The sequence below is a fragment of the Microbacterium esteraromaticum genome, assembly GCF_017303215.1.
In the GTDB taxonomy this organism is placed as follows: Bacteria; Actinomycetota; Actinomycetes; order Actinomycetales; family Microbacteriaceae; genus Microbacterium; species Microbacterium esteraromaticum_C.
Genome location: NZ_JAEMWU010000002.1, coordinates 230,265 through 253,396 on the forward strand (window position 1 = coordinate 230,265; position 23,132 = coordinate 253,396).

General features: G+C 67.8%; 21 protein-coding genes and 1 tRNA gene. 13 read left to right on the plus strand and 9 right to left on the minus strand.

The features are described from left to right. Positions 1-167: 167 nt before the first annotated feature. The 9 genes from JF543_RS12330 (at position 168) to JF543_RS12370 (ending at position 11,501) form a co-directional block, all read left to right on the plus strand. Positions 168-1,583 carry a hemolysin family protein gene (locus JF543_RS12330; protein ID WP_206824547.1) on the plus strand — a complete coding sequence of 472 codons (1,416 nt, stop codon included), beginning with the start codon at positions 168-170 and terminating at the stop codon, positions 1,581-1,583. Continuing rightward, entirely contained in the window at positions 1,580-2,593 is a 1,014-nt protein-coding gene (locus JF543_RS12335; RefSeq protein WP_179410156.1) for a CNNM domain-containing protein, read from the plus strand. The genes JF543_RS12330 and JF543_RS12335 overlap by 4 nt, the downstream gene beginning before the upstream one ends. Before the next feature lie 247 nt (positions 2,594-2,840). Then, positions 2,841-5,639, plus strand: coding sequence for a type I DNA topoisomerase (topA, locus tag JF543_RS12340; protein WP_206824549.1), 2,799 nt, complete (start codon positions 2,841-2,843; stop codon positions 5,637-5,639). After that, a complete protein-coding gene (gene tmk / locus JF543_RS12345; RefSeq protein ID WP_179410158.1) occupies positions 5,636-6,259 on the plus strand; it encodes a dTMP kinase in 624 nt (207 codons plus the stop codon). Before topA ends, tmk begins: the two co-directional genes overlap by 4 nt. A 47-nt stretch (positions 6,260-6,306) precedes the next feature. Beyond that, complete coding sequence (locus JF543_RS12350; protein WP_206824551.1) at positions 6,307-7,464, plus strand: DNA polymerase III subunit delta'; 1,158 nt, start codon at positions 6,307-6,309, stop codon at positions 7,462-7,464. Continuing rightward, complete coding sequence (locus JF543_RS12355) at positions 7,461-9,029, plus strand: alpha/beta fold hydrolase (protein ID WP_206824553.1); 1,569 nt, start codon at positions 7,461-7,463, stop codon at positions 9,027-9,029. The genes JF543_RS12350 and JF543_RS12355 overlap by 4 nt, the downstream gene beginning before the upstream one ends. Before the next feature lie 52 nt (positions 9,030-9,081). Then, entirely contained in the window at positions 9,082-9,729 is a 648-nt protein-coding gene (locus tag JF543_RS12360) for a TetR/AcrR family transcriptional regulator (RefSeq protein ID WP_206824555.1), read from the plus strand. Continuing rightward, positions 9,726-11,345 carry an acyl-CoA dehydrogenase family protein gene (locus tag JF543_RS12365; RefSeq protein ID WP_206824557.1) on the plus strand — a complete coding sequence of 540 codons (1,620 nt, stop codon included), beginning with the start codon at positions 9,726-9,728 and terminating at the stop codon, positions 11,343-11,345. Before JF543_RS12360 ends, JF543_RS12365 begins: the two co-directional genes overlap by 4 nt. Positions 11,346-11,429: 84 nt before the next feature. Then, positions 11,430-11,501: transfer RNA gene (locus tag JF543_RS12370), tRNA-Thr, on the plus strand. A 53-nt stretch (positions 11,502-11,554) separates the two neighbouring features. Here the strand turns inward: JF543_RS12370 and JF543_RS12375 are convergent. Both JF543_RS12375 and JF543_RS12380 read right to left on the minus strand, forming a co-directional pair. Continuing rightward, positions 11,555-11,692, minus strand: a complete 138-nt coding sequence (locus JF543_RS12375; protein ID WP_179410162.1) for a putative transporter small subunit — start codon at positions 11,690-11,692, stop codon at positions 11,555-11,557. A gap of 1 nt (position 11,693) precedes the next feature. Beyond that, entirely contained in the window at positions 11,694-13,361 is a 1,668-nt protein-coding gene (locus tag JF543_RS12380; RefSeq protein ID WP_206824627.1) for a sodium:solute symporter family protein, read from the minus strand. Positions 13,362-13,850: 489 nt separating this feature from the next. On the opposite strand from JF543_RS12380, the gene JF543_RS12385 reads away from it, so the two are divergent. The 3 genes from JF543_RS12385 to JF543_RS12395 are packed head-to-tail and all read left to right on the plus strand — an operon-like array spanning position 13,851 to position 15,642. After that, positions 13,851-14,432 carry an isochorismatase family protein gene (locus tag JF543_RS12385; protein ID WP_206824559.1) on the plus strand — a complete coding sequence of 194 codons (582 nt, stop codon included), beginning with the start codon at positions 13,851-13,853 and terminating at the stop codon, positions 14,430-14,432. Positions 14,433-14,434: 2 nt separating this feature from the next. Beyond that, entirely contained in the window at positions 14,435-14,995 is a 561-nt protein-coding gene (locus JF543_RS12390) for a DUF1697 domain-containing protein (protein ID WP_307858926.1), read from the plus strand. After that, positions 14,992-15,642, plus strand: a complete 651-nt coding sequence (locus JF543_RS12395) for a YigZ family protein (RefSeq protein ID WP_206824561.1) — start codon at positions 14,992-14,994, stop codon at positions 15,640-15,642. The genes JF543_RS12390 and JF543_RS12395 overlap by 4 nt, the downstream gene beginning before the upstream one ends. Before the next feature lie 44 nt (positions 15,643-15,686). Here JF543_RS12395 and JF543_RS12400 read toward each other — a convergent pair whose 3' ends face one another. The 4 genes from JF543_RS12400 to JF543_RS12415 are packed head-to-tail and all read right to left on the minus strand — an operon-like array spanning position 15,687 to position 19,593. Then, positions 15,687-16,514, minus strand: coding sequence for a serine hydrolase domain-containing protein (locus tag JF543_RS12400; RefSeq protein ID WP_206824563.1), 828 nt, complete (start codon positions 16,512-16,514; stop codon positions 15,687-15,689). A gap of 54 nt (positions 16,515-16,568) precedes the next feature. Further along, positions 16,569-17,672, minus strand: a complete 1,104-nt coding sequence (locus JF543_RS12405) for an ABC transporter permease (RefSeq protein ID WP_206824565.1) — start codon at positions 17,670-17,672, stop codon at positions 16,569-16,571. A gap of 1 nt (position 17,673) precedes the next feature. Continuing rightward, the gene (locus JF543_RS12410) at positions 17,674-18,807 is read right to left on the minus strand and encodes an ABC transporter permease (protein ID WP_206824566.1); all 1,134 of its coding nucleotides are present in this window, start codon (positions 18,805-18,807) and stop codon (positions 17,674-17,676) included. Positions 18,808-18,816: 9 nt separating this feature from the next. Continuing rightward, a complete protein-coding gene (locus JF543_RS12415) occupies positions 18,817-19,593 on the minus strand; it encodes an ATP-binding cassette domain-containing protein (protein WP_206824567.1) in 777 nt (258 codons plus the stop codon). Between the two features lie 69 nt (positions 19,594-19,662). Here JF543_RS12415 and JF543_RS12420 point away from each other — a divergent pair, with 69 nt between their 5' ends. Next, a complete protein-coding gene (locus JF543_RS12420; protein ID WP_206824568.1) occupies positions 19,663-20,280 on the plus strand; it encodes a TetR/AcrR family transcriptional regulator in 618 nt (205 codons plus the stop codon). Between the two features lie 58 nt (positions 20,281-20,338). Here JF543_RS12420 and JF543_RS12425 read toward each other — a convergent pair whose 3' ends face one another. The 3 genes from JF543_RS12425 to JF543_RS12435 are packed head-to-tail and all read right to left on the minus strand — an operon-like array spanning position 20,339 to position 23,126. After that, positions 20,339-21,241 (minus strand): carbohydrate ABC transporter permease, encoded by a 903-nt coding sequence (locus JF543_RS12425; RefSeq protein ID WP_179410171.1) that lies wholly within the window; start codon positions 21,239-21,241, stop codon positions 20,339-20,341. A gap of 7 nt (positions 21,242-21,248) precedes the next feature. Then, positions 21,249-22,214: a carbohydrate ABC transporter permease gene (locus tag JF543_RS12430; RefSeq protein ID WP_206824569.1), complete on the minus strand. Its 966-nt coding sequence runs from the start codon at positions 22,212-22,214 to the stop codon at positions 21,249-21,251. Positions 22,215-22,220: 6 nt separating this feature from the next. Further along, complete coding sequence (locus JF543_RS12435; protein WP_206824570.1) at positions 22,221-23,126, minus strand: phosphodiesterase; 906 nt, start codon at positions 23,124-23,126, stop codon at positions 22,221-22,223. Positions 23,127-23,132 lie beyond the last annotated feature (6 nt).

Below are 23,132 nucleotides of genomic sequence, written 5' to 3' on the forward strand. Positions count from 1 at the left end.
CACGGCCTCACAGCGCGTTCCTCACTAGTTCTCGCTACGCTGGCAGTGCCCACCCGTGCCGTGCGGACCGTACAAGAAAGAACACCCGTGAGCATTCCTCGAACCTCCACCGACCAGGAGGGCGGATATCCGAGCCCTCTCGATCTGATGAGAGGGGGTGAGATCGGATGCTGATCGCGGCGCTCACACTGTTGCTGGGTGTGCTGCTGACGCTGGCGATCATCGCGGCCTGCGGGTTCTTCGTCGCGCAGGAGTTCGCGTACATGTCGGTCGACCGGTCGCGGATGGCCGCTCAAGCCGAGAAGGGCGATCTTCAGGCGAAGCGCGTGCTGGCGATCACCAAGCGCACCTCGTTCATGCTCTCGGGCGCGCAGCTCGGCATCACCGTGACGGGTCTGCTGATCGGATACGTCGCCGAGCCGTTGATCGGTCAGTCGATCGGCACGCTGCTCGGAGGCGTGGGCCTCGATCCCGCCGTCTCGGTGCTGATCGGAACGACAGGGGCGCTGTTGCTGGCGACCGTCGTGACGATGATCTTCGGCGAGCTGTACCCGAAGAACCTCGCCATCGCGAGCCCCGAACCGCTGGCCCGTGCTCTGGCCGTGCCGACGCGCATCTACCTGCTGCTGTTCGGTTGGCTGATCGCCGTGTTCGATCTCGCCGCGAACGCCCTGCTGCGCCTGCTGCGCATCGAACCCCTCGAAGACGTCGACGCCAGTGCGACCGCTCGCGATCTCGAAGCGATCATCGAGGACTCCCGCGCCAGCGGTGACCTGCCCGATGACCTGTCGATCATGATCGATCGCATCCTCGACTTTCCGCAGCGCGACGTCGAGCACGCGATGGTTCCGCGCTCGCGGGTCGACTCCGTCCAGCCCGATACGACGATCGCCGAGGTGCGCGCGATGATGGCCGTCGGTCACACCCGCTACCCGGTGGTCGGCGATGAGGACGTGCCGGTCGGCGTGGTCGAGCTGATCGACCTGCTGCGCTCCGGCGGCTCCGACGATGCTCCGGTGAGCACGATCATGCGCGAACCCGTCATCCTGCCCACCGCCATGCGTCTGCCCGTGGCGCTCGATCGCATGCGCCTGGCGCGCAACGAGATGGCCTGCGTCGTCGACGAGTACGGCAACTTCGACGGCATCCTCACCATCGAGGATCTCACCGAGGAGGTCGCCGGAGAACTCTCGGACGAGCACGACGACGCCCCCGACCCCCTGCGCATGCACGACGACCGCTGGTGGATCGACGGCGACGTGCACCTCGACGAGGTCGAGCGTCTGGTCGGATACGACTTCGACGAGGACGACGATGAGGATGAGACGATCGCGGGCCTGATCATCCGCGAGTACGGAGACCTGCCCCCGGTCGGCGCCATCGTCACGATCAGCCTGGCCGACCGGCCGAGCGAGACGGTGCAGGGCCTGCGGATCCACCGGAGCCTGGAGGTCGAGGTCATCGAGGTGGCGCGGCTGGTGCCGTCACGGGTCGCCGTGCGTCTGCACGAGACCGACGACGACGCGGATGCTACCGCTGACGCGCCCACAGAGGATCGACGCGACGAGGAGGCGGCACGATGAGTTGGTGGATGGTCACGATCATCACGATCGCTCTGATCGTGGCGAGTGCGTTCTTCGTCATCGTCGAGTTCGCGCTGCTCGCCGCGCGCCGTCATCGGCTCGAAGAGGAGGCCGAGCACAGCGCCTCGGCCCGTGCTGCGCTGCGCAGCGTCAACGAGCTGACCGTCATGCTCGCGTTCGCCCAGCTGGGCATCACCGCCTGTACGTTCCTGCTCGGCGCGATCACCAAGCCGGCTATCGACTACGCGTTGGCGCCGGTGCTGGTGCAGTGGAACGTGCCGGCGGTCGCCGCCGACATCATCGCGTTCATGATCGCCCTGGTGATCGTCACCTTCCTGCATCTCGTCATCGGTGAGATGGCGCCGAAGTCGTGGGCGATCGCGCACCCCGAGACCGCAGCGAAGTCGACCGCGCTCGCCGCCCGCGCGATGACGTGGCCGCTGCGCCCCTTCCTGCTGTGGATCAACCGCATCGCGAACCGGCTCGTGCGGGCATCCGGCGTCGAACCGGTTGAGAAGGCCGCGGTGGGCGGGCAGGACGCCGACACCATCCGCGAACTCGTCGCGCACTCGCGCGCCGCCGGCGCTCTCGAGGAGCAGTATTCGCGCCCGATCGTGCGCGCCATCACCCTGGGGTCGTCGACGGTGGGAGATATCGTGCGCACCGATCGACGACCGACGGCGGTGGCCGAGAATGCCACGGCCGCCGACGTGCAGGCCGCGGCTGAAGCATCCACGCATCTGCGCATCCTCGTCGGAACGGGCGCGGACTGCCGTGTCGCGCACGTGCGCGACACCCTTGGGGTCGCCTCCGACACGCCGGTGGCGCAGATCGCCCGTGTGCCCCTGGTGCTCGCGCCCGATGACTCCGCATACGACGCTCTGACCCGCATGCGCGCCGCTCGTGCGCAGTTCGCGGTCGTCGTCTCCCAGGCCGAGCTCATCGGTGTGGTGACCGTCGACGACCTGCTGCGGCAGATCCTTCCGACGGCGGACCAGATGGCGGGTTGAGACCGTCACCGGGCGCGGTCTCGGCCGCTCCCGGTGGCGATCGGCGCCGTCGTCCGGCGACGGACAGGGCCGGTTCCGCGTACGCTGGTGTCGTCGCCGTCTCGCGAGCCCGTGCGGGCACACGCGGAGAACGTGACGACGAACCCCTCTTAACGCATACCCCTTTCCGATGAATCCGGTCATCGGTACTCTCGGCTCACGCCGGGAATGCGGTGTGTATGGTGTGCTTCGAAGAAAGGACGCACCCTTGGCTGAAGGCAAGAAGCTCGTCATCGTCGAGTCCCCGACGAAGATGCGATCGATCCAGGGCTACCTCGGTGATGGTTACGAGGTGCTCAGCTCGGTCGGCCACATCCGTGACCTGGCCGACAAGAAGGACATCCCCGCCGACCAGAAGAAGGCGTACGGGAAGTACTCGATCGACGTCGAGAACGACTTCGACCCCTTCTACGTGGTCTCTGACCGCAAGACGAAGACGGTCGCCGAATTGCGCCGCGCGCTCAAGGGCGCCGATGAAGTGCTGCTCGCCACAGATGAAGACCGCGAGGGTGAGGCGATCGCCTGGCACCTGCTCGAGACGCTCAAGCCCAAGGTGCCCGTCAAGCGCATGGTGTTCCACGAGATCACCAAGGACGCCATCCAGGCGGCCGTCGGCAACACCCGTGAGCTCGACATCGCGCTGGTCGATGCGCAAGAGACCCGCCGCATCCTCGACCGTCTGTACGGCTGGGACGTCTCGCCCGTGCTCTGGTACAAGGTCAAGTCCGGTCTCTCGGCCGGCCGCGTGCAGTCCGCCGCCACTCGCATGATCGTCGAGCGCGAACGTGAGCGCATGGCGTTCGTGTCGGCCGAGTACTGGGACGTCGAGGCCGACGCCGCCGCAACCGGCAAGTCGTTCCGCACGCGCCTGGTGCGCGTCGACGGCGGACAGCTGGCACGGGGTACCGACTTCGACGACACCGGCAAGCTCAAGAAGGCCGTCGTCGTGCTCACCGAGCAGCAGGCGACCGCGCTCGCAGCGGCGGTCGACGCCGCCGCATCGGCGACCGTCAGCAAGGTCGAGGCCAAGCCCGGAACCCGCAGCCCCTACGCCCCGTTCACCACCTCGACGATGCAGCAGGAGGCCGGTCGCAAGCTCTCGATGAGCGCCAAGCACGCCATGGGCGTCGCGCAGCGTCTGTACGAGAAGGGGTACATCACCTATATGCGTACCGACTCGGTGGCGCTGAGCGCGCAGGCGACGCAGGCCGCCCGCAGCCAGGCCGTCGCCCTGTACGGCGACGCGGCCGTGCCGCTGAAGCCCCGCGTGTACAAGTCCAAGAGCAAGAACGCGCAGGAGGCGCACGAGGCGATCCGCCCCTCGGGCGACACCTTCCGTACGCCCTCGTCGGTGGCATCCGGACTCGACCGCGACGAGCAGAAGCTGTACGACCTGATCTGGAAGCGCACCGTCGCCAGCCAGATGTCGGATGCCAAGTACGAGACGACCACGGTCACGCTCGTGGTCGACGCCGACGGGCAGATCGCCGAGTTCACCGCCTCGGGCACCGTGTACACGTTCCGTGGGTTCCTCGAGGCGTACGAAGAGGGACTCGACGAGAAGCGCAACGCCCAGGACAAGGCCGATGAGCAGTCGCTGCCCGCCGTCGCCGTCGGCGACGAGGTGGCGATGTCGGATGCTACCGCCAAGGGCCACCGCACCACGCCGAAGCCCCGCTACACCGAGGCGTCGCTGGTGAAGGCACTCGAAGAGCACGGCATCGGCCGTCCGTCGACGTTCGCCAGCACCATCGGTACGGTCATCGATCGCGGCTATGCCTCGAAGCGCGGTCAGGCGCTGGTGCCGACGTGGCTCGCCTTCAGTGTGGTTCGTCTGCTCGAGCAGCACTTCGCCGACCTGATCGACTACGACTTCACGGCGGCACTCGAAGACGACCTCGATGCGATCGCCCGTGGCGAGCAGAACCGCGTCGAGTGGCTGCGCTCGTTCTACTACGGATCGGATTCGCAGGTCGGACTGCGGCAGGTCGTCGACAACCTCGGCGAGATCGATGCGCGGGCGCTGAACTCCACCCCGATCACCGACACCGCGACGTTGCGCTTCGGCAAGTACGGCCCGTACCTCGAGGTGACCGACCCCGCCGACCCCGAGGCGAAGCCCCGTATCGTCAACGTTCCCGAGGATCTCGCGCCCGATGAGCTGACCGCCGAGAAGGCTCAGGAGCTGATCGACGCGCCGGTCGCGGGCGACCGCGTGCTGGGCGAGAACCCCGAGAACGGCAAGATCATCGTCGTCAAGGACGGTCGGTTCGGGCCCTACGTTCAGGAGAACGACCCGGTCTCCGACGAGGATGCCGTTGACGCGGCCACGGGCGAGGTCGTCGAAGCGCCCAAGGCGAAGAAGACCAAGAAGGATGCGCCCAAGCCGCGCACGGCATCGCTGTTCCGTTCGATGTCGGTCGAGACCATCGACCTCGATGCCGCGCTGAAGCTGCTGAGCCTGCCGCGCGTCGTGGGTGTCGATCCCGAGTCGGGCGACGAGATCACGGCCCAGAACGGTCGCTTCGGCCCGTACTTGAAGAAGGGCACGGATTCGCGTTCGCTCGAGAGCGAGGCGCAGATCTTCGACGTCACGCTGGAGCAGGCGCTCGAGCTGTATGCGCAGCCGAAGTACGGCGCCCGCAAGGCGTCGAGCGCGCTCGCCGAGTTCGACGCCGACCCCGTCAGCGGTAAGCCGATCCGCGTGCGCGACGGGCGCTTCGGCCCGTACGTGACCGACGGCGAGACGAACGTCACCATCCCGCGCGGTCAGACTCCGGACGACATCACCTTCGAGATCGCCGTGCAGATGCTCGCCGACAAGCGCGCAAAGGGCCCCGCGCCCAAGCGCGGTAAGAAGGCGCCGGCCAAGAAGGCTCCTGCCAAGAAGGCAGCGGCCAAGACGGATGAGGAGAAGGCTGCGGCTCGCTCCGCCGCCGCCAAGAAGGCAGCCGCCACGCGTGCGGCGAACCGCATCAAGGCCGCGCAGGCCAAGGCGAGTTCGTGAGCTCAGCGGGCGTCTGGGTCACCTTCGAGGGCGGCGACGGTTCCGGCAAGTCGACGCAGGCCGCGCTGCTGGGTTCCTGGCTCGAGGCGCAGGGGCGAACCGTGTTGCGCACGCGGGAACCCGGCGGCTCCGAGGTCGGGGTGCTGATTCGCGACATCGTCCTGCATCACCGCGGCGATATCGCGCCGCGGGCCGAGGCGCTGCTCTATGCGGCTGACCGGGCGCACCACGTCGCGACAGTCGTCCGGCCGGCGCTGCAGCGGGGCGACGTGGTGGTGCAGGACCGCTACCTCGACTCGTCCGTCGCCTATCAGGGAGCGGGCCGAGTGCTCGATGCGGGCGAGGTGCGCGAACTCTCGCTGTGGGCCACCGAAGGCGCGCTGCCCGACCTGACCGTTCTGCTCGATATCGATCCGTCGCTGGCGCGGAAGCGATTGGATGCCGACGACAAGCCCTTCGACCGTCTGGAGGCGGAGAAGGAGGAGTTCCACACGCGTGTCCGCGACGCGTTCCTCGCTCTTGCCGCCGCCGAGCCTCAGCGGTTCCTGGTGGTCGACGCGACGGCCGATCCCGACGACATCGCCGTCGTCGTGCGTGCGCGCCTCGCGCGCCTGCTCTGACGTCGGGTACAGCAGCCGATGTCGGTCACGCCGTTAGGCTGGAGAGCATGACCGCCGTCTCGACCGCCCCGTATCCGTGGTCGGATGTCTGGGGGCAGGAAGCTGCGGTGCAGACGCTGCGTCAGGCAGCAGCCGACCCGGCCGCGCTGTCGCACGCGTGGCTGATCACCGGTCCGCCGGGGTCGGGACGCTCGACGCTCGCCTATGCCTTCGCCGCGGCGCTGATCGCCGCGGGCCCTGAAGATCAGGCCACGATGCGGCAAGTGCTCGCCGGAACGCATCCCGATGTCACCGCGCTGCGCACCGACAAGGTGATCATCACGATCAAAGAGGCCCGCGCGCTCGTGGAACGGTCGTACTTCGCGCCATCGGCCGGGCGATATCGCGTGATCGTCGTCGAAGACGCCGACCGTATGGTCGAACGCACCTCGAACGTGCTGCTGAAGGCCCTGGAAGAGCCGCCCGAGCAGACCGTGTGGGTGCTGTGTGCGCCCAGCGAGGCAGACCTGCTGCCCACGATCCGCTCGCGCGTGCGTGCACTGCGGTTGCGCGAGCCCGATGTGGCGGACGTCGCGCGTCTGATCTCGGCGCGCACGAGGGCCGATGACGTCGTCGCTGAACAGGCGGCTCGGCATGCCCAGCGTCACATCGGCATGGCGCAGCGGCTGGCCGGCAACGACGACGCCCGACGTCGACGCGACGAGAGCCTGCGCGCCGTGCTCGGCGTGCGGGGCGTTGGCACCGCCGTCGAGGTGGCCGGGCGCATCATTCAGGCGGCCACCGAGGACGCGAAGTCGCTCACCGCCGAGCGGGATGCTGCCGAACGCGCCGCACTGCTGCGCATGGTCGGTGTCGCCGAGGGGCAGGCCGTACCGCCCGCGTTGCGATCGCAGATCTCGGCGCTGGAGGACGAGCAGAAGAAGCGGGCCACGCGCAGCCTGCGCGACGGTATCGACCGGGTGCTCACCGACCTGCAGTCGATGTACCGCGACGTCGTCATGCTGCAGTTCGGGCGTCGCGAGGGGCTGATCAACGCCGAACTGCTCGCCGAGCTCGAAGCCGTCGCTGCTGCCTGGCCGGTGCAGCGCACTCTCGTGGTGCTCGACGCGATCGCCGAGACGCGGGAGTCGTTGGAGCGCAATGTCGCCCCGTTGCTCGCCCTGGAGAGCCTGTTCGTCACCGTCGCCAGCGGAAGGACCCCGTGAACCACTCAACCGAACCCCGCGCACCCCGATCGGGTCGCGTGCGTCGTCTTGTCGCTGTCGTCTCCGGGCTCGCGGTGGCCTCCCTCGCCCTCTCCGGATGCCTCTACGCGCAGATCCCCGAGATGCAGGCCTCTGAGACGCGCGCACCCGACACCGCGGGCATCGCGCCCGAACTGGTGCCGTTCTATTCGCAGGAGATCGTGTGGGAATCGTGCGGTGCGCGCTTCGACTGCACCGAGGTCACCGCGCCGCTGGACTGGGACAACCCGGGCGACGGTGAGATCTCGCTCGCGCTGGTGCGTCATCAGGCGACGGGCGAGTTCCAGGGCTCGCTGCTGATCAACCCCGGTGGCCCCGGCGGCAGCGGCTACGACTTCGTCGCCGACTCGCTCGAGTACGCGGTGGGCCCCGAGTTGATCGAGAGCTTCGACGTGATCGGCTTCGACCCGCGCGGCGTCGGTCGCTCGACGGCCGTGCAGTGCCTGGACGACGCCGAGATGGACGAGTACAACTACGGTGTCCTGACCGCCGAGCGCGGAACACCGGAGTGGGAGGACGCGGTCACGGCCCGCAACGCCGAGTTCGCCGACGCGTGCGAGGCGAACAGCGGCGGCATCCTGCCCCACATCACCACGGTCAACTCCGCCCGCGACATGGACCTCATCCGAGGAGTGCTCGGCGACGACCACCTGAACTACCTCGGATTCTCGTACGGGACGTTCCTCGGAGCGACGTACGCCAAGCTCTACCCCGAGCGGGCTCAGCGCCTCGTGCTGGACGGCGCCATCGACCCGGCGGTGCCGGGCCTGCAGGTGGGAACCACTCAGGCTGTCGGATTCGAGTCGGCGCTGCGGGCGTACCTGCAGGACTGCCTCGACACGGCCGAGTGCCCGTTCAACGGCACGGTCGACGAGGCGACCGCCGACCTGCAGGCGCTGCTGGCGAGCGTCGAGCGCTCGCCCCTGCCCAACGGTGATGGGCGGATGCTGACGGCCGACACCATGATCACCGGCGTCATCACGGCGCTCTACAGCGAGCAGAGCTGGCCGTATCTCACACAGGGGCTCACCCTGGCGCTGCAGGGCGACCCGTCGGTGATGATGCTGCTCGCCGACAGCTACAACAGTCGCGACGTCGATGGTGTCTACCTCGACAACTCTTCTGAGGCATTCCGTGCGTACAACTGCATGGACTATCCGGTCGAGGATGATCCCGTCGCCGAAGAGGCGGCGATGAAGCGGATCCGCGAGCAGGCGCCGACCTTCGCACCGTACTGGGAGGGGCCTGACCCGTGTGCGGTCTGGCCGTACCCGCCGACCGGTACGCGCGGCGAGATCGCGGCATCCGGTTCGGGGCCCATCGTCGTGGTCGGCACCACCAACGACCCGGCCACTCCCTATGAGTGGTCCGAGTCGCTCGCCGACCAGCTCGAGAACGGCGTTCTCGTCACCCGCGTCGGCGAGGGGCACACGGGCTACAACAAGGGCAACGCGTGCGTCGACGCCGCGGTCGAGGGCTTCCTGATCGATGGCATCGTGCCCGAGGACGGTCTGCGCTGCGAGTAGCCCGGAGGTCATAGGGCTGTCAGAGCGCGGTGAACCGTGGTTCAATACCCGCATGACATTCCAACGTCGGGGCACGGGCCGGCGCGAGGACCTCGTCGAAGCGGCGACCGCGATCGTGCGCGACTCCGGCTTCGGCGCCGCATCCGTCAAAGCGGTGACGGCGCGTGCGGGGATGAGCACCGGTCTGCTCTACCGATATGCGGATGGACTCGACGATGTGCTCGCCGAGGTGTTCCGTCGCTGTGCCGGTGTCGAGATGGCCGCAGTCGACCAGGCCGTGACCGCGGTCGCGAGCGCCGACGCGACCAGCAGACTGGTCGCGCTCATCGAGACGTTCGCCGATCGGGCGCTGCGCGGCGGCAGACTCGCGTGGGCGCTGCTGGCCGAACCCGTCGACCGCATCGTCGACGACGAACGGCTCATCTATCGTCGCGGCTATGTCGGCATCCTCACCGAGATCGTCACGGACGGCGTGCGCAGCGGTGAGTTCCCGCTGCAGAACGCGCGACTGACCGCGGCCGGACTCGTCGGCGCCATCGGCGAAGCACTGGCCGGGCCACTTGCTCCGGTGAGCGCCGAGCATGACGATTCCGATGCCGTCGTCGAGGCGATCACCGCGCTGTGCCTGCGCGCCGTCGGTGCGCGGTGCGATCCTCCCTCATCAGCGCACGGTTTCTCGGGCGAGGAACCGGGGCCATGAGCACGCACCAGGTCTTCAACCAGGCGCCGCCCCGCGTCGACCTCGACGAGTACACCGCCAACGTCGCCCTGGGCGAGGGCGTCGCGCGGTACGACGCGGGTTGGGCCGAAGAGGCGCTGCGCGCCACCGGGCTCCGCGTCGGAACCGCACAGTTTCAGGACGACGCGCGACGCGCGAACCGGCACAAGCCCGAACTGCGCACCCACGACCGCTGGGGTCATCGCATCGACGAGGTCGACTACGACCCCGCCTACCATCGGATCATCTCGGCGGCTGTGGCCGATGGCGCGCACACCAGCGCGTTCGCCGACCCGCGCCCCGGTGCCAACGTCGCCAGGGCTGCGACCTTCATGCTCTACGCGCAGATCGAACCCGGACACGCATGCCCCGTGTCGATGACGCACTCCGCCGTGCCTGTGATCGAGCAGCATCCGCATGTCGCCGCGGAGTGGATGCCACGACTGCTGTCGCGGTCATATGACGGCCGGCTCGTGCCGGGCAAGCAGAGCGCGCTGTTCGGTATGGCGATGACCGAGAAGCAGGGCGGGTCCGATGTTCGGGCCAACACCACGGTCGCGCGCCCGATCGGTGACGGCCGGTACGAGCTGACCGGGCACAAGTGGTTCTGCTCGGCGCCGATGTCGGACGCCTTCCTGGTGCTCGCGCAGGCGCCCGGTGGGCTGTCGTGCTTTCTCGTGCCGCGGCTGCTCGACGACGACGCGCGCAACGCCATGCGCATCATGCGGTTGAAGGACAAGCTCGGCAATGCCGCCAACGCCTCCAGCGAGGTCGAGTACGACGGTGCGATCGCTCACCTGATCGGTGGGGAGGGGCGGGGAGTCTCGACCATCATCGAGATGGTCACCCACACGCGGCTGGACTGCATTCTCGGGTCGGTCGCCGGTATGCGCCAGTCCGTCGCCGAGGCGGCCTGGCACGCCAGGCACCGTCTGGCTTTCGATCGCACGCTGATCGATCAGCCGGCCATGACGGCGGTGATCGCCGACCTGCAGCTGGAGACCGAGGGGGCCACGGCGGCGGCGCTGCGCCTGGCGCGTGCGTACGACCGGGACGCGACCGCGCAGGATTCCGCCTTCGCGCGTCTGGGCACGGCGGTGATGAAGTACTGGGCCTGCAAGCGCGGTCCCGCGCATACGGCCGAGGCGCTCGAGTGCCTGGGCGGCAACGGCTACACCGAGGATTTCCCGCTGGCGATGCGCTACCGTGAGCAGCCCGTGCTGGCCGTGTGGGAGGGGTCCGGCAATGTGATCGCGCTCGACGTGCTGCGGGCGCTCGGTCGCGAGCCGGAGGCCTTCGACGCGTTCGATGCGGAGGTTTCGAGCGCGCGCGGAGCGGATGCCCGCCTCGACGCGCACCTGGACAGAACACGCACGCTGGTGCGCGCGGTCGGCGCGGATGATGCTCCCCAACGGCGGGCACGCGCACTCACGAGCGCTCTGGCGCTGGCCCTGCAGGGGGCCCTGCTGGTGCAGCACGCGCCGTCCGCCGTGGCGGACAGCTTCGTCGGCTCTCGCCTCGGCGATGACGCGGGAGGGTTCCTGTTCGGCGCGTTGCCGACGGGAGCGGATGCTGTCGCGATCGCCGCACGGGCGTGAACACGCCCGTGGTGACACGGCCGGTTTCGCGATGACGGCTCTGGCGTAGTAGGATTCTTGATCGTGCCGCGGTTCACCGCGCACGCCACCTTAGCTCAGTGGTAGAGCATCCCACTCGTAATGGGAAGGCCGTCAGTTCGATCCTGACAGGTGGCTCGAGAAAGGCCCGGGATGCCAGCATCCCGGGCCTTCTGCGTACTCGCGTCGGATCAGATGACCGAGCGGCCCTCGGCCTTGGCCTTGCGGGCTTCCTTGATGAAGGCACGGACGATGACGGTCAGCGTGCCGGCCACGATCACAGGCCACATCAGCACGTACACGGTGAGTGCGACGGTCGACAGTTCCATGTCAGTTCCTCTCGTTCTCGGCCCGCAGGGGCTTCTCGGTGTCGGTGAGCTGCGCCAGTTCGACGTTCAGCGCGTCGGTGTCGACGGTGTCGAAGTCGCCGGTGCGCTGCTTGATGACGTCGAAGTCGAAGTCGGGCTTGCGGCTCGGCAGCGTCAGGGCGACGCACACGATCGTCGAGACCGAGTAGGCGATCAACGAGCCCGACAGCACCGGGTAGGTGTGCAGGAAGCCGATGGCGAACGGTGCCGCGGCGAGCGTCGAGACGACGCCCACGATCAGCGCCACCCGCGTGCCGAAGAAGCCGAAGGCCATGAGGCCCAACACGACGCCGATGCCGATCGTCGAGAGGACGTCTGCGGCGATGCCGATCGGGCCGCTCAGGTCGACCCACTCGAACCGCACCGGCAGGAACGCCGCCAGAGCGACGACCACCGACACCGAGAAGGCGAGGTTGGTCACCCGGTTCCAGTAGAAGCTCGCGATCACCGGAAACACCAGCGCACCCCAGAGCGCACCGACGAACACCAGCAGATCGAGGATGTTGAACTGGCTGCCGGCGAAGTAGAGTCCTGCCACCATCGCGATGACCATGGTGATGCGGCCGATGAGCACCATGGTGCGCGGGTTGGCCTTCTTCTTGCCGGCGATGTTCTGGCCGTAGATGTCGGCCATCACGATCGACGACAGCGCGGTCAGATCGGAGTCGGCCGTCGACGACAGCGACCCGATGATCATCACGAAGAAGATGCACAGCAGCAGCGGCGAGAGGTAGGTCGCGGCCATCTGCGGGATCAGGTTGTTGACGTCGCCGCCCTCGGGCGTGATACCCGCGTACAGGGCGATGACGCCGAGCATGCCGACGCCGATGATCGTGGCGCCGTAGCCGAACGTCGCCGTCACGAACGTCTTCTTGATGAGGTCCTCGCGCACCGCGAATAGGCGCTGTGCGATGGTCTGGTTGCCGATCGCATAGGCCAGCACGGCGGCGATGTAGGGGGCGCCCTGGTTGAAGAACGCGTCCGACGAGAAGAAGTCCGCCTGCTGCGGCGTGAGGTGCGATGCCCCCGTCTCGAACAGGCTCGGGCCGCCGGCCGCGAAGAACACGACGGGGATGATCACGATCACCGCGCCGAGCATGGCGCACACCTGGGCGAAGTCGGTCAGCACCGAGGAACGGAATCCCGACCACAGGGTGTACAGCAGCACTCCGGCGCCGATGGCGAGGATGCCCTGGCTGAACGTGAACGGCGACAGCAGCGAGATCAGCGCGCCACCGGCGATCAGGTTCGAGGTCAGGCTGATGACGCTGCCGAGCACGTTCGATCCGGCGAGCATGAGCTGGCTGGAGCGGCCGTGGCGGGCGAACATCACCTCGGCGATCGTGTGCGCCTTCGGGGCCACCTGGCGGATGCGCCGACCGAAGGGGTAGATCAGCAGGATCATCAACGCGCCCCACAGGCCGTAGTGGATGGGGCCCGAGATGCCGTAGGTGTATCCCGAGGTGGCTGAGGCGTACATCGATGCGGCCCAGATCCAGGTGGCGGTCATCGAGGCGGCCGAGATGCCGAACCCGATCTTGCCGCCGCCGGTCATGTAGCCGTCGGCGTTCTCTGTGCGCTTGCGGATGCGCAGGGACATGTACAGACTGCCGCCGAAGAACAGCAGCATCAGAAGGACCGTGATGGGTCCGGAAAGCACTTGAAGGTTTTCCACGTTTCTCTCTCTCGTATCGAAGGTCGGCGTCGGTGCCGGATCACGGGAGCGAGAGAGCGCTAACGGGAGGGGAGCGTGGCCTTGAGGGGTCCGGAGGTGCGGGCGGAGTCGTAGCGGGAGGCGGGCGTCACGCGGGCCGGCATACAGGTCCTTTCGTCGGTGAGCACGCGCGCCACAGCATCCGTCGCCCTGCGGGGTGCTGCACGCGTGCGCGGACGGAGATTCCACCCGCACGAGACCGGCGAGAGCGCCGCGCTGCTCACGACGAGGCGCAGTCGTGGCGCGCCTGAGGCGGGGCATCTCGTGCCCCGAAAAGGCGGGCGCTCGCGAACGGCGGCAGCGCAGCGAGCGCACTGGGCCCGCTTCTCCAACGTAGCAATCCGCCTGGTCAAGTCAAATGCGCACGGTGTTCGCGATGTCGGTATCTCGGCGTACTCTCGAGGCATGAGCCGGGCTTTGCTGATCGTCGACGTGCAGAACGACTTCACCGAGGGCGGGGCGCTCGCCGTCGCGGGTGGTGATGCCGTGGCATCCGCCGTATCGCAGCTGCTCGCCGACCGCGCGGGCGACTACGCCGTCATCGTGGCGTCCCGCGACTGGCATGACGCCGACGGCGATAACGGCGGGCACTTCGCCGACGCTCCCGATTTCGTCGACACGTGGCCGGTGCACTGCGTCGCCGGCACCGACGGCGCCGAGTACGATCCGCTGCTGGTGACCGACGCCGTCACGCACCATGTGCGCAAGGGGCAGGGCATCCCCGCCTACTCGATGTTCGAGGGCGTCACCGATGAGGGGCGGAGTGTTGCCGAGGTGCTGTCGTCCCACGGCGTGACCGACGCCGACGTGGTCGGCATCGCGACGGATCACTGCGTGCGCGCATCGGCGTTGGATGCTATCGCCCATGGCGTTCACGTGCGTGTGCTGACCGATCTGACTGCGGGCGTCGGGGAGGAGACGAGCGAAGCGGCGCTGGCCGAGCTCGCTCACGCCGGTGCTGAACTCGCGGTCAGCGCGGACGTCTGAACGTGACCGAACCGGTCGCCGGCGCGCCGCGGTGTGCGCTGCTGTTGCGCGCCGTCAACGTCTCGGGCCGCAACAGGGTTCCGATGGCAGAGCTCCGAGCGGTGCTTGCGCAGCACACCGCGCTGACGGGCGTGTCGACGTACATCGCCAGCGGCAACATCCTGTGCGATCTGGCCGGTGATGCCGCAGACGTGAGCGCCGAGGTCCGGGCGCTGATCGCCGAGCACTTCGGCGTCGATACGCCGGTGATCGTGCGCACGCATGCGCAGCTCGTCGCCGCTCTGCGCGACAACCCTTTCCCGGATGCGCCGCTCGATAAGACGCTGCACGTGATGTTCCTCGCGTCCGATCCCGCACCGGATGCCGTTGCTGCCCTCACACCGCGACTGCTGCCGGGGGAGCGGATCGCGCTGGTCGGACGCGACCTCTGGATCGACTACGGGCCCGGCGGGGCGGGAGCGACGAAGCTCTCCAAGAGCGTGCTCGACCGGGCGCTCACAACCACGGGGACGGCGCGGAATCTCAACACGTTGCGCCGCCTGATCGAGCTGACGAGCACGTGAGTGCCTTCCCCGCCACGATCGCGGCCCCCGTCGAACACGAACTCGTCATCAAGAAGTCGCGGTTCCTCACCACGGTCGCACCGGTCGAGTCGCCCGAGCACGCCGACGAGATCATCGCCGCGCTCAAGAAGACGTACTGGGACGCCCGGCACAACTGCAGCGCGCAGGTCACGGGGCTGAGCGGAGACCGGGCGCGTTCGTCCGACGATGGCGAGCCGTCGGGCACTGCCGGCATGCCGATGCTCGAAGTGCTGCGTCGGCGTGAGCTGACCGACGTCGTCGCGGTGGTCACGCGGTACTTCGGGGGCATCAAGCTCGGTGCCGGGGGCCTGGTACGTGCCTACTCGACGGCGGTGTCCGAGGCGCTCGACGGGGCGGCTCTCGTCGACCGGCTGCCGTTGGCGCAGGCCACGCTGGCGGTGCCGCACGCCGATGCGGGGAGGTTCGACAATCTCGTCCGCACCTGGGTGGCCGCACACGGTGCGGTGCTGGGTGAGACCGTCTACGCGGCAGAAGCCCGGTTCGAGGTGTGGGCCCCGGCGGATGCGCTGCCCGCGCTCGCCGCCGAGGTCGCCGAGGCCTCGGGCGGTGCCGTGGCGGCGGTGCAGACCGGCGAACGACGCGTGATCGACGTGCCGCGCGGTTAGGTGCCCGCGCTCAGCTGCGCAAAGTAGTCAGTTGCGCAGAGTGGTCAGCCGCGCAGAGCGGTCAGGACAGCATCCGAGAACGGCGGCCATACCTCCGCCGCCCACGGGCCGAAGTCGCGATCGCCCAGGGCGACGCATGCGACGCGGGCCTGCGGGTCGACCCACAGGAACGTGCCCGTCTGACCGAAATGACCGAAGGTCTGGGCGGAGTTGCCAGATCCGGTCCAGTGCGGACTCTTCTGGCCGCGCAGTTCGAAGCCGAGCCCCCAGTCGTTCGGGCGCTGCGCGCCGAAGCCGGGCAGGACGCCGTCCAGGCCGGGGAAGGCGACGGAGGTCGCCTCGGCGAGCGTCTGCGGCGCCAGGAGCGTCGGATTCTGCAGTTCGGCGGCGAAGCGTGAGAGATCGGCGACGGATGCCACCGCGCCGGCACCCGCCGACCCGTCCAACCGAGCTGTGTCCATGCCGAGAGGCGTGAAAACCGCCTCATCGAGATAGGTGTCGAAGGGGATACCGGACCGGTCGGTCAGCGTCTCGGCGAGCACGTCGAAGCCCCGGTTCGAGTAGATGCGTCGGGTACCCGGGGCCGAGCGCACCTTGTTCTCGGAGAAGTCGAGTCCCGACGTGTGCGCGAGCAGATGGCGCACCGTCGACCCCTCGGGGCCCGCCGGGTCATCGAGCGCGAAGACCCCCTCTTCGATCGCGATCAGCGTTGCATAGGCGGTCAGCGGCTTCGTGACCGATGCCAGTCGGTAGGGCTGCTCGATGTCACCGTGCGAGGCGAGCACGCGGCCGTCGGCCGAGATCACCGCGGCTGCGGTGTTCTGCGCCGGCCAGTCCTCGATGCGGGCGAGAGCGGCGTCGAGAGTGTTCATGCCTCGATCCTCCCACGCATGGTTCGGGCGCGCGCCGTGCCGGGTGGCTGCGCCCTACTGGCCTTGTGCGTGTGAGCGCCGGTAGTCCTGACGCGCGGCCCACATGGCCGCACCCACCGTGACCGCCGCTGCCGTCAGCACGGCCGCGACAGAGAGCGCGGAGGGCCCAGCCGCGAAGCCATGCAGCACGGGATTGGCCCACTCGAAGACGTAGGTCGGCGGCCACCACTCCGCGACCGTGCGCGCCAGCGGGGGCAGGCCGGAGACCGGAATGAACCCTCCGCTGGCGAAATAGCTGCCGAGGGCGAGCATGATCATGACCGGCTGGATCAGGCGGTGCGTGTGGAGCCCGACGGCCGCCAGCACGCCCAGACCCGCGCAAGCGACACCGGCCGGAACCACAATGAGTGCGGCCTGCATCAGGTCGAGTGGGGCGATGCGCGTACCGAAAGCCAACGCCAGCAGCACCGTCGGGATCGCTGCCACGAGCGACAGCATCCATCCCGCGATCGCGGCGCCTGCCGCCGCGAGATGCGTGCCCACCGGCGTCAGCGCGATCTCCTTGCGCGTGCGGTGCTCTGTCTCTACGGCGTACAGGTTCGCCGAGATCAGGGCGGCTCCGAGGAGCAGGGCGAGGATGACCGCTGAGCCGCCCATGAACGCCGTCCGCGTGACGTCCGTTCGCTGCTCCTTGATGGTGCTGGCAGAGACCCCTGTCAGATGTGAGAGGTCGTCGTAGAGGTTCGCGGTGGTCGTCAGACGCAACCGCACGTTCTTCATCGCATCGGTATTGATGTTGTACGTGCTCGTGAGGATGCGCTGCGTCTCGGCGAAGTCGGGCGGAATGGTCACGATCGCGTGCAGCCGGCCATCGCGCAGCATCCCCTCGGCCACATCGGCGTCCGTGGTGATCGTGTCGAAGTACGGGCCCGTGGCACCTTGTGTGACATCGAGAGTGCGGATGAGGCTGCGCGAATCGGCGGAATCGCTCTCGTCGATGACGGCGATCGGCCAGGCATCGCTCGCACCGAAGATGATCGAGGCGAGTCCCAGCACCACGACCGGAACGGCCATCGTCTGGATCAGCAGGTCGATCCGGCGGCGGGCGAGGCGCAGGTTCCTGCTGATGAGGGCGAACAGGGCGTTCAGCTGCGTCATGTCATTGTCCTTGGGTGAATGTCGCGGTGCGGGTGAGTCGAACGATCGCGAAGGCGGCGAGAGCTGCGGCGATCAGCATGCTGCTCACCAGCCCCCAGGCCAGCCCGGGCGGTTGGGAAAGACCGGCCGCCTCGAACCGGACGGCGTCGAAGAGATGGTGCAGGGGGATCCACTCGGTCGACCGCCACAGCACTTCGGCGATCCCGCCGTGAGCGAAACCGCGGATGTACGACTCGTACCCCGAGACCAGAAAGTGCCCGACCGCGAGGATCACCGCAATCGGGATCAGCGGGAGGCTGCGGCGCAGCGTCACGGCCAGAAGCGTTCCCAGGGCCGCGCCGTATGCCCAGATGACGATCACCGACACGAGAGCCAACGGTCCCAACCGACCGAGCGGAAAGCCCAGCACCCAGCCGATTCCGACAGCCGCGCAGCCGATCGTCACGAGCGAGAGCACCAAGCTGGCGAGCCACTTGCCCGCGACGAGCGCGCCCGGGCCCGCAGGAGAGACGATCAGTGCCTTGGCGGTGCGCTCCTCCCACTCCCGGGTGAGAGAGACGCCGGCATTGACGATGCCCGAGTACAGGGCGGCGAACAGGATGAGTGCCGACCCCAGGTAGATCGTGATCGGGATGTCATGTTCCATCGCCGTTGTCTCGACGATCTGAAGACGCGGTGAAGAGGCCGGGACAACCTCGGCGTTGAACGTGCGCAGCGCCTGCTCCAGGCGCAGATGCTGGTTCTTCGTGCCGTCGGAGTTGATGTTGAACAGCGCGAGCTCGACCTGCGGAGCGTGTCCGGAGGCGAGGTCGTCGTCGAAGCCGTCGGGGATCGTCAGCACCGCGCCGACCTCGCCGGAGGAGTACATCTCTCGTGCCCGCTCGGGATCTGTCGTGAGGATCTCGTAGTACTGCCCGTCGTCGTTTCGCATGTCCTCCATGACCTGGACAAACTGGTGCGATCGGGGAGAGTCGTCCTCATCGGCAACAGCGATGGTCGCGGTCGTCGACACGTGGATCACGATCGCGTAGAGAAAGGTGAACGCGACGGGCACGAGGATGCTGATCAATGCGAACAGCGGAGCCCGCCACGCTACCTTCAGATCCTTGAACAGCAGAGCCGTGATGGATCGCATGACGTCCTCTCAATCCCTCAGGTCTCGACCGGTGTAGTGCAGGAACACGTCCTGCAGGCTCGCCTGCGGCCGCAGCACCTGCTCGGGCTCGGGCACGACCGCGGTGAGCTCGTCGATCGTGCCGGCGGCGACGTTCCGACCACGGTCGATGATGATGACCCGGTCGCCCAGACGCTGCGCCTCCTCCATGTAGTTCGTCGTCAGGAGTACACCGCGTCCTTCGGCGGCGGTCTCGCGGATGCGCGCCCAGATCGCCTCTCGCGATTGCACGTCGACCCCGAGCGTGGGCTCGTCCAGCACTAACAGGTCCGGGGCCATCATGAGGGCCTTCCCCAACGCCAGCCGACGCTGCATCCCGCCGGAGAACGTGCCCGCGCGGTCGTCAGCGCGTTGCTGAAGCTGCACCAGTTCGATCGCCTCGGCCACCCGACGTTTCTGTTGGTCGCGCGGCACCCCGTAGTAGCCGGCGTGGAAGGTCAGGTTCTCCCGGGCGGTGAGTTCGGGGTACAGTGCCGTCTCCTGAGGGACCACTGCGACGCGGCTCAGGAGCTCCCTGCGGTTCTGACGAGGGATCAGACCCAGCACCTTCACCTCTCCGACTGTCGGGGTGAGCAATCCCGTCAGCACGTTGATCAGTGTCGTCTTGCCGGAACCGTTCGGTCCGAGCAAACAGGTCACCTGACCGCGCTCGGCGCGCACCGTCAGATCGCTGAGGGCGTGGAACGGGGCCCGTCCGCGCCGTTTGAACTCGACGTCGACGCCTACCAGGTCGATCGCTGCGGTCACGTTCGCTCTCCTCATCTCGTGGTCGGATGAGATGAGCCTGCGCCCGACGCGCCAGTAGGATCAAGCGTGATGAATAAGCAGCGAGGTCGCCCGAAGAAGGGGGCCGACGACGGGCGGGCCCGGATTCTCGCGGCCGCGGGTGAGCTGTTCGTCGGCGGCGGATATCAGCGCACCACACTGCGTTCCATTGCCGAGAAAGCGGGGTGCGACGTGGCGCTCATCTCTTACCACTTCGGCTCCAAGAAAGGGCTGTTCGCGCAGGCGATGGCTCTAGAGCTGGCCCCGGCGGAAGTTCTCGAGCGGGCATTCCCCGGCGATCCGGACACGCTCGGCATCCGATTGCTCGTGCTCGTCACGACGGCATGGGAGCGTCCCGAGGTGTCCGGCTCGCTGACGCACCTCGTGCAGATGGCGATGACCGATGAAGAGGTGCGCCAGCCGTTCCTCGAATACCTCGATCGAGAGGTCATGACCCGCATTGTTGAATACTTCGGCGGCCGCGATGCGCGCGCACGAGCGACGGCAGCACTGACACTGGTGATCGGTGTCATCTTCGGTCGATACGTGCTGCGGGTGCCGTCATTGGCCGGGCAGGATGCGCAGCAGTTCCTCGACTCGCTGGCCCCGAGCGCGCGTGTGGCGACGACGCGTCGCGTCCATCGGGTGCGCACGGGGGAGCAGACATGATGCGGGCGCGGACCGGATTCCCGGCCCGCACCCACTCCGCGGATGCCGCAGGCGCGGCCTACTTCAAGCCGGAGCGCACGAACGCGTCGACGACGTAGCGCTGCAGGAAGATGTAGATCAGCAGCACCGGTACGCAGGCGAGTCCGGCGGCGGCCATCGTGGCGCCCCAGTTGTTGCCCTCGGCGCTGAGGAAGCTGCGGACGCCCACCTGCAGCAGTGCATCGCTCTGCCGCATGATCAGCGTGGGCCACAGGTACTCGTTCCACGCCGAGATGAATGCCATGATGCCCAGCGCCGCCAGTGCCGGCCGCATGTTCGGGACAACGACCGACCACAGAGTGGCCCAGCTCGAGCGGCCGTCGAGGTGCGCAGCCTCGATCAGCTCACGCGGGAACGCGCGCATGTGCTGCACCATGAGCAACACCGCGAACGCGCCCGCGAGCTGCGGTACGACGACGCCGCCGATCGTTCCGAGCAGCCCCATCTGCGAGACCAGCACGTAGTTGGGGATCATGGTCACCTGGAACGGCACGAGCCAGGACCCGATGAAGAGGAACATCAGCAGTTTTCGGCCCGCGAAGTTCCACACCGCGAACCCGTAGGCGGCGAGCACGGCGATCAGCAGCTGGGCTGTTGCCAGGGTGAGCGCCATGACGAACGTGTTCACCAGCATCGAACCGATCGGGATCGTGTCCCAGACGTACGCAAAGTTCTCCAGGCTCAGTGGCCACGGCAGCAGCGTCTGGTCGAGGGCGTTCTCAGGGGCGCGCAACGCGGTGGCGAACATCCAGTAGACGGGGAAGACGCTGAACACGGCCAGCAGCACGAGCACGAGGTGCCCGACGACCGTGCCGACGCGACTCCGTGAAGCGACGGCGATGTCCTCTTCGCCCTGCCGGCGCGCGGCGGACGGCCGTGGCGCTGCTGCCAGCGCAGGAGTGGTGACGGTGACGAAAGACATGTCGGTCCTAGTTGTCGTAGAAGCTGAGCCGCTCCTGCAGCTCGAGGAAGATGAACGCGATGACTCCGAATCCGACGAAGAAGAGCACGCCTGCGGCCGACGAGATGCCGACGTCGAAGTTCTGGAACCCGAACTGGTAGAGCAGGTAGTAGATGTTCGTGGTCGAGTTGGTCGGGCCACCCTGGGTGAGCAGGTCGATGATCGGATACGTCCACTGCGCCGCGAGCAGGATCGTCATCAGCGAGAGGAATACGAGCGTCGGCGAGAGCAGCGGCAGGGTGATCCTCCGGAAGATGCGACCGGAACCGGCGCCGTCCAGCGAAGCCGCCTGCGCGTACTCCGGGGCGATCCCGGCGAAGCCCGCAGCGACGACGAGGACGCCGAACCCCAACATCTGCCAGCCGACGATCACGATGATGCTCCAGATCGCCAGGTTCGGGTCGCGGAACACATTCGGCATGTCGACACCGAAGTGCGCGAGCACCGTGGCGAAGGCGCCCTGTTCGGCGAGCAGCCAGCGCCACACAGCGCTTGTCGCGACCGGCGTGATCAGGAACGGCACGAAGATGAGCGCCTGGTAGAACGTGCGTGCGCGCCCCGTGACCTGGCACGACATCATGGCGATCGCGATCGGCAACACGAGAGAGAACACGAAGAACGCCGCAATGTAGACGACGGTGTTGAGCAGTGCCGTGTGCAGTTCAGGAAGAGCGAGGACCTCGGCGTAGTTGTCGGTGCCGACGAAGGTCTTGGGGCTGGTCGGAAGCAGGTTCCAGTCGTAGAACGATAGGCCGAAGGTCTGCGCGAGCGGGCTGTACGTCCACAGGATGAGGAACAGGACGCCCGGCAGCACGTAGAGGTAGGGCTGCAGCGACTGCGGGCGCAGACGGCGACGGCGTGCCGGCGCCGCGGGTGCGCCCGCACCTTCGCCGACCGGTCGGGCCGGCGAAGGTGCGGTGACGGTGACGAACATCCGGAGTTACTCCTGCACCGATCCGTTGACGGCCGCGAGCTGCTCGTCGGCGCTCATCTTCATGAACGCCTCGAGCATCTCGGGGGTCATCTCGTACACCGTCGGGAACTGCCCGATCGGCACGACAGAGTGCAGCACCCGGTCGCCGTACACGTGCACCAGATTGTAGGACTGGCCGCCGTCCTGCCCGCGTGCCCCCGGGTGCGCCACCGCGAGGTCCTGGGTGTAGCACGTGGCAGAGGCCACCGATACCGGGATGCCGGCGAACGTGCTGGTCGTCGAGTAGTGCAGATGGCCCCCGAGGATGCCACGGACGTCTGAGCCCCGCAGCACATCCGCAAGGCGCTCCTGGTCGCGCAGTTCGACGAGACCCATCAGGCCCAGGGGGCTCGGCACGGGCGGGTGGTGCAGCGCGAGCAGCGTGCCGTCCTGCGCCGGGGTGGCGAGCTCGTTCGCAAGCCACTCGAGCTGCGCGTCAGTGATCTCACCGTAGTGCTGACCGGGCCGTGTTGAATCGAGGGCGATGATCCGCAAGCCGTTGATGTCGTAGACGCGGTCGACCGGTTCGGACTGCTCAGCGTCTTCGTCGAGCAGACCGCGGCGGAACGCGACGCGCTCGTCGTGGTTGCCCATCACCCAGATGATCTGGGCGCCGAGCGCGGCAGCGGCGGGCTCGACGATGGCGCGCAGTCGCTGGTAGGCGTCGGGGCGGCCGGTGTCGGCGAGGTCTCCGGTGAAGACAATCGCTTCGGGGCGGGCGTTGGCCTTCTCGAAGCCGGAGAAGAGCTCGGCGAGGTTCTTGTCCGAGTCGATCTTCTCGTGGAGCAGGTCGCCGTCGCCGACGAAGTGCGTGTCGGAGACGTGGAGGATGAAGTGTTCGGGAGCGGGGTGCTGTCCGATGAGAGTGGACATGTGTCT

Coding starts and splice junctions, on each gene's coding strand:
- JF543_RS12330 (WP_206824547.1), top strand. CDS start 168: ATGCTGATCGCGGCGCTCACACTGTTGCTGGGTGTGCTGCTGACGCTG.
- JF543_RS12335 (WP_179410156.1), top strand. CDS start 1,580: ATGAGTTGGTGGATGGTCACGATCATCACGATCGCTCTGATCGTGGCG.
- JF543_RS12350 (WP_206824551.1), top strand. CDS start 6,307: ATGACCGCCGTCTCGACCGCCCCGTATCCGTGGTCGGATGTCTGGGGG.
- JF543_RS12360 (WP_206824555.1), top strand. CDS start 9,082: ATGACATTCCAACGTCGGGGCACGGGCCGGCGCGAGGACCTCGTCGAA.
- JF543_RS12365 (WP_206824557.1), top strand. CDS start 9,726: ATGAGCACGCACCAGGTCTTCAACCAGGCGCCGCCCCGCGTCGACCTC.
- JF543_RS12375 (WP_179410162.1), bottom strand. CDS start 11,692: ATGGAACTGTCGACCGTCGCACTCACCGTGTACGTGCTGATGTGGCCT.
- JF543_RS12380 (WP_206824627.1), bottom strand. CDS start 13,361: ATGCTGCTGTTCTTCGGCGGCAGTCTGTACATGTCCCTGCGCATCCGC.
- JF543_RS12385 (WP_206824559.1), top strand. CDS start 13,851: ATGAGCCGGGCTTTGCTGATCGTCGACGTGCAGAACGACTTCACCGAG.
- JF543_RS12400 (WP_206824563.1), bottom strand. CDS start 16,514: ATGAACACTCTCGACGCCGCTCTCGCCCGCATCGAGGACTGGCCGGCG.
- JF543_RS12405 (WP_206824565.1), bottom strand. CDS start 17,672: ATGACGCAGCTGAACGCCCTGTTCGCCCTCATCAGCAGGAACCTGCGC.
- JF543_RS12410 (WP_206824566.1), bottom strand. CDS start 18,807: ATGCGATCCATCACGGCTCTGCTGTTCAAGGATCTGAAGGTAGCGTGG.
- JF543_RS12420 (WP_206824568.1), top strand. CDS start 19,663: ATGAATAAGCAGCGAGGTCGCCCGAAGAAGGGGGCCGACGACGGGCGG.
- JF543_RS12425 (WP_179410171.1), bottom strand. CDS start 21,241: ATGTCTTTCGTCACCGTCACCACTCCTGCGCTGGCAGCAGCGCCACGG.
- JF543_RS12430 (WP_206824569.1), bottom strand. CDS start 22,214: ATGTTCGTCACCGTCACCGCACCTTCGCCGGCCCGACCGGTCGGCGAA.
- JF543_RS12435 (WP_206824570.1), bottom strand. CDS start 23,126: ATGTCCACTCTCATCGGACAGCACCCCGCTCCCGAACACTTCATCCTC.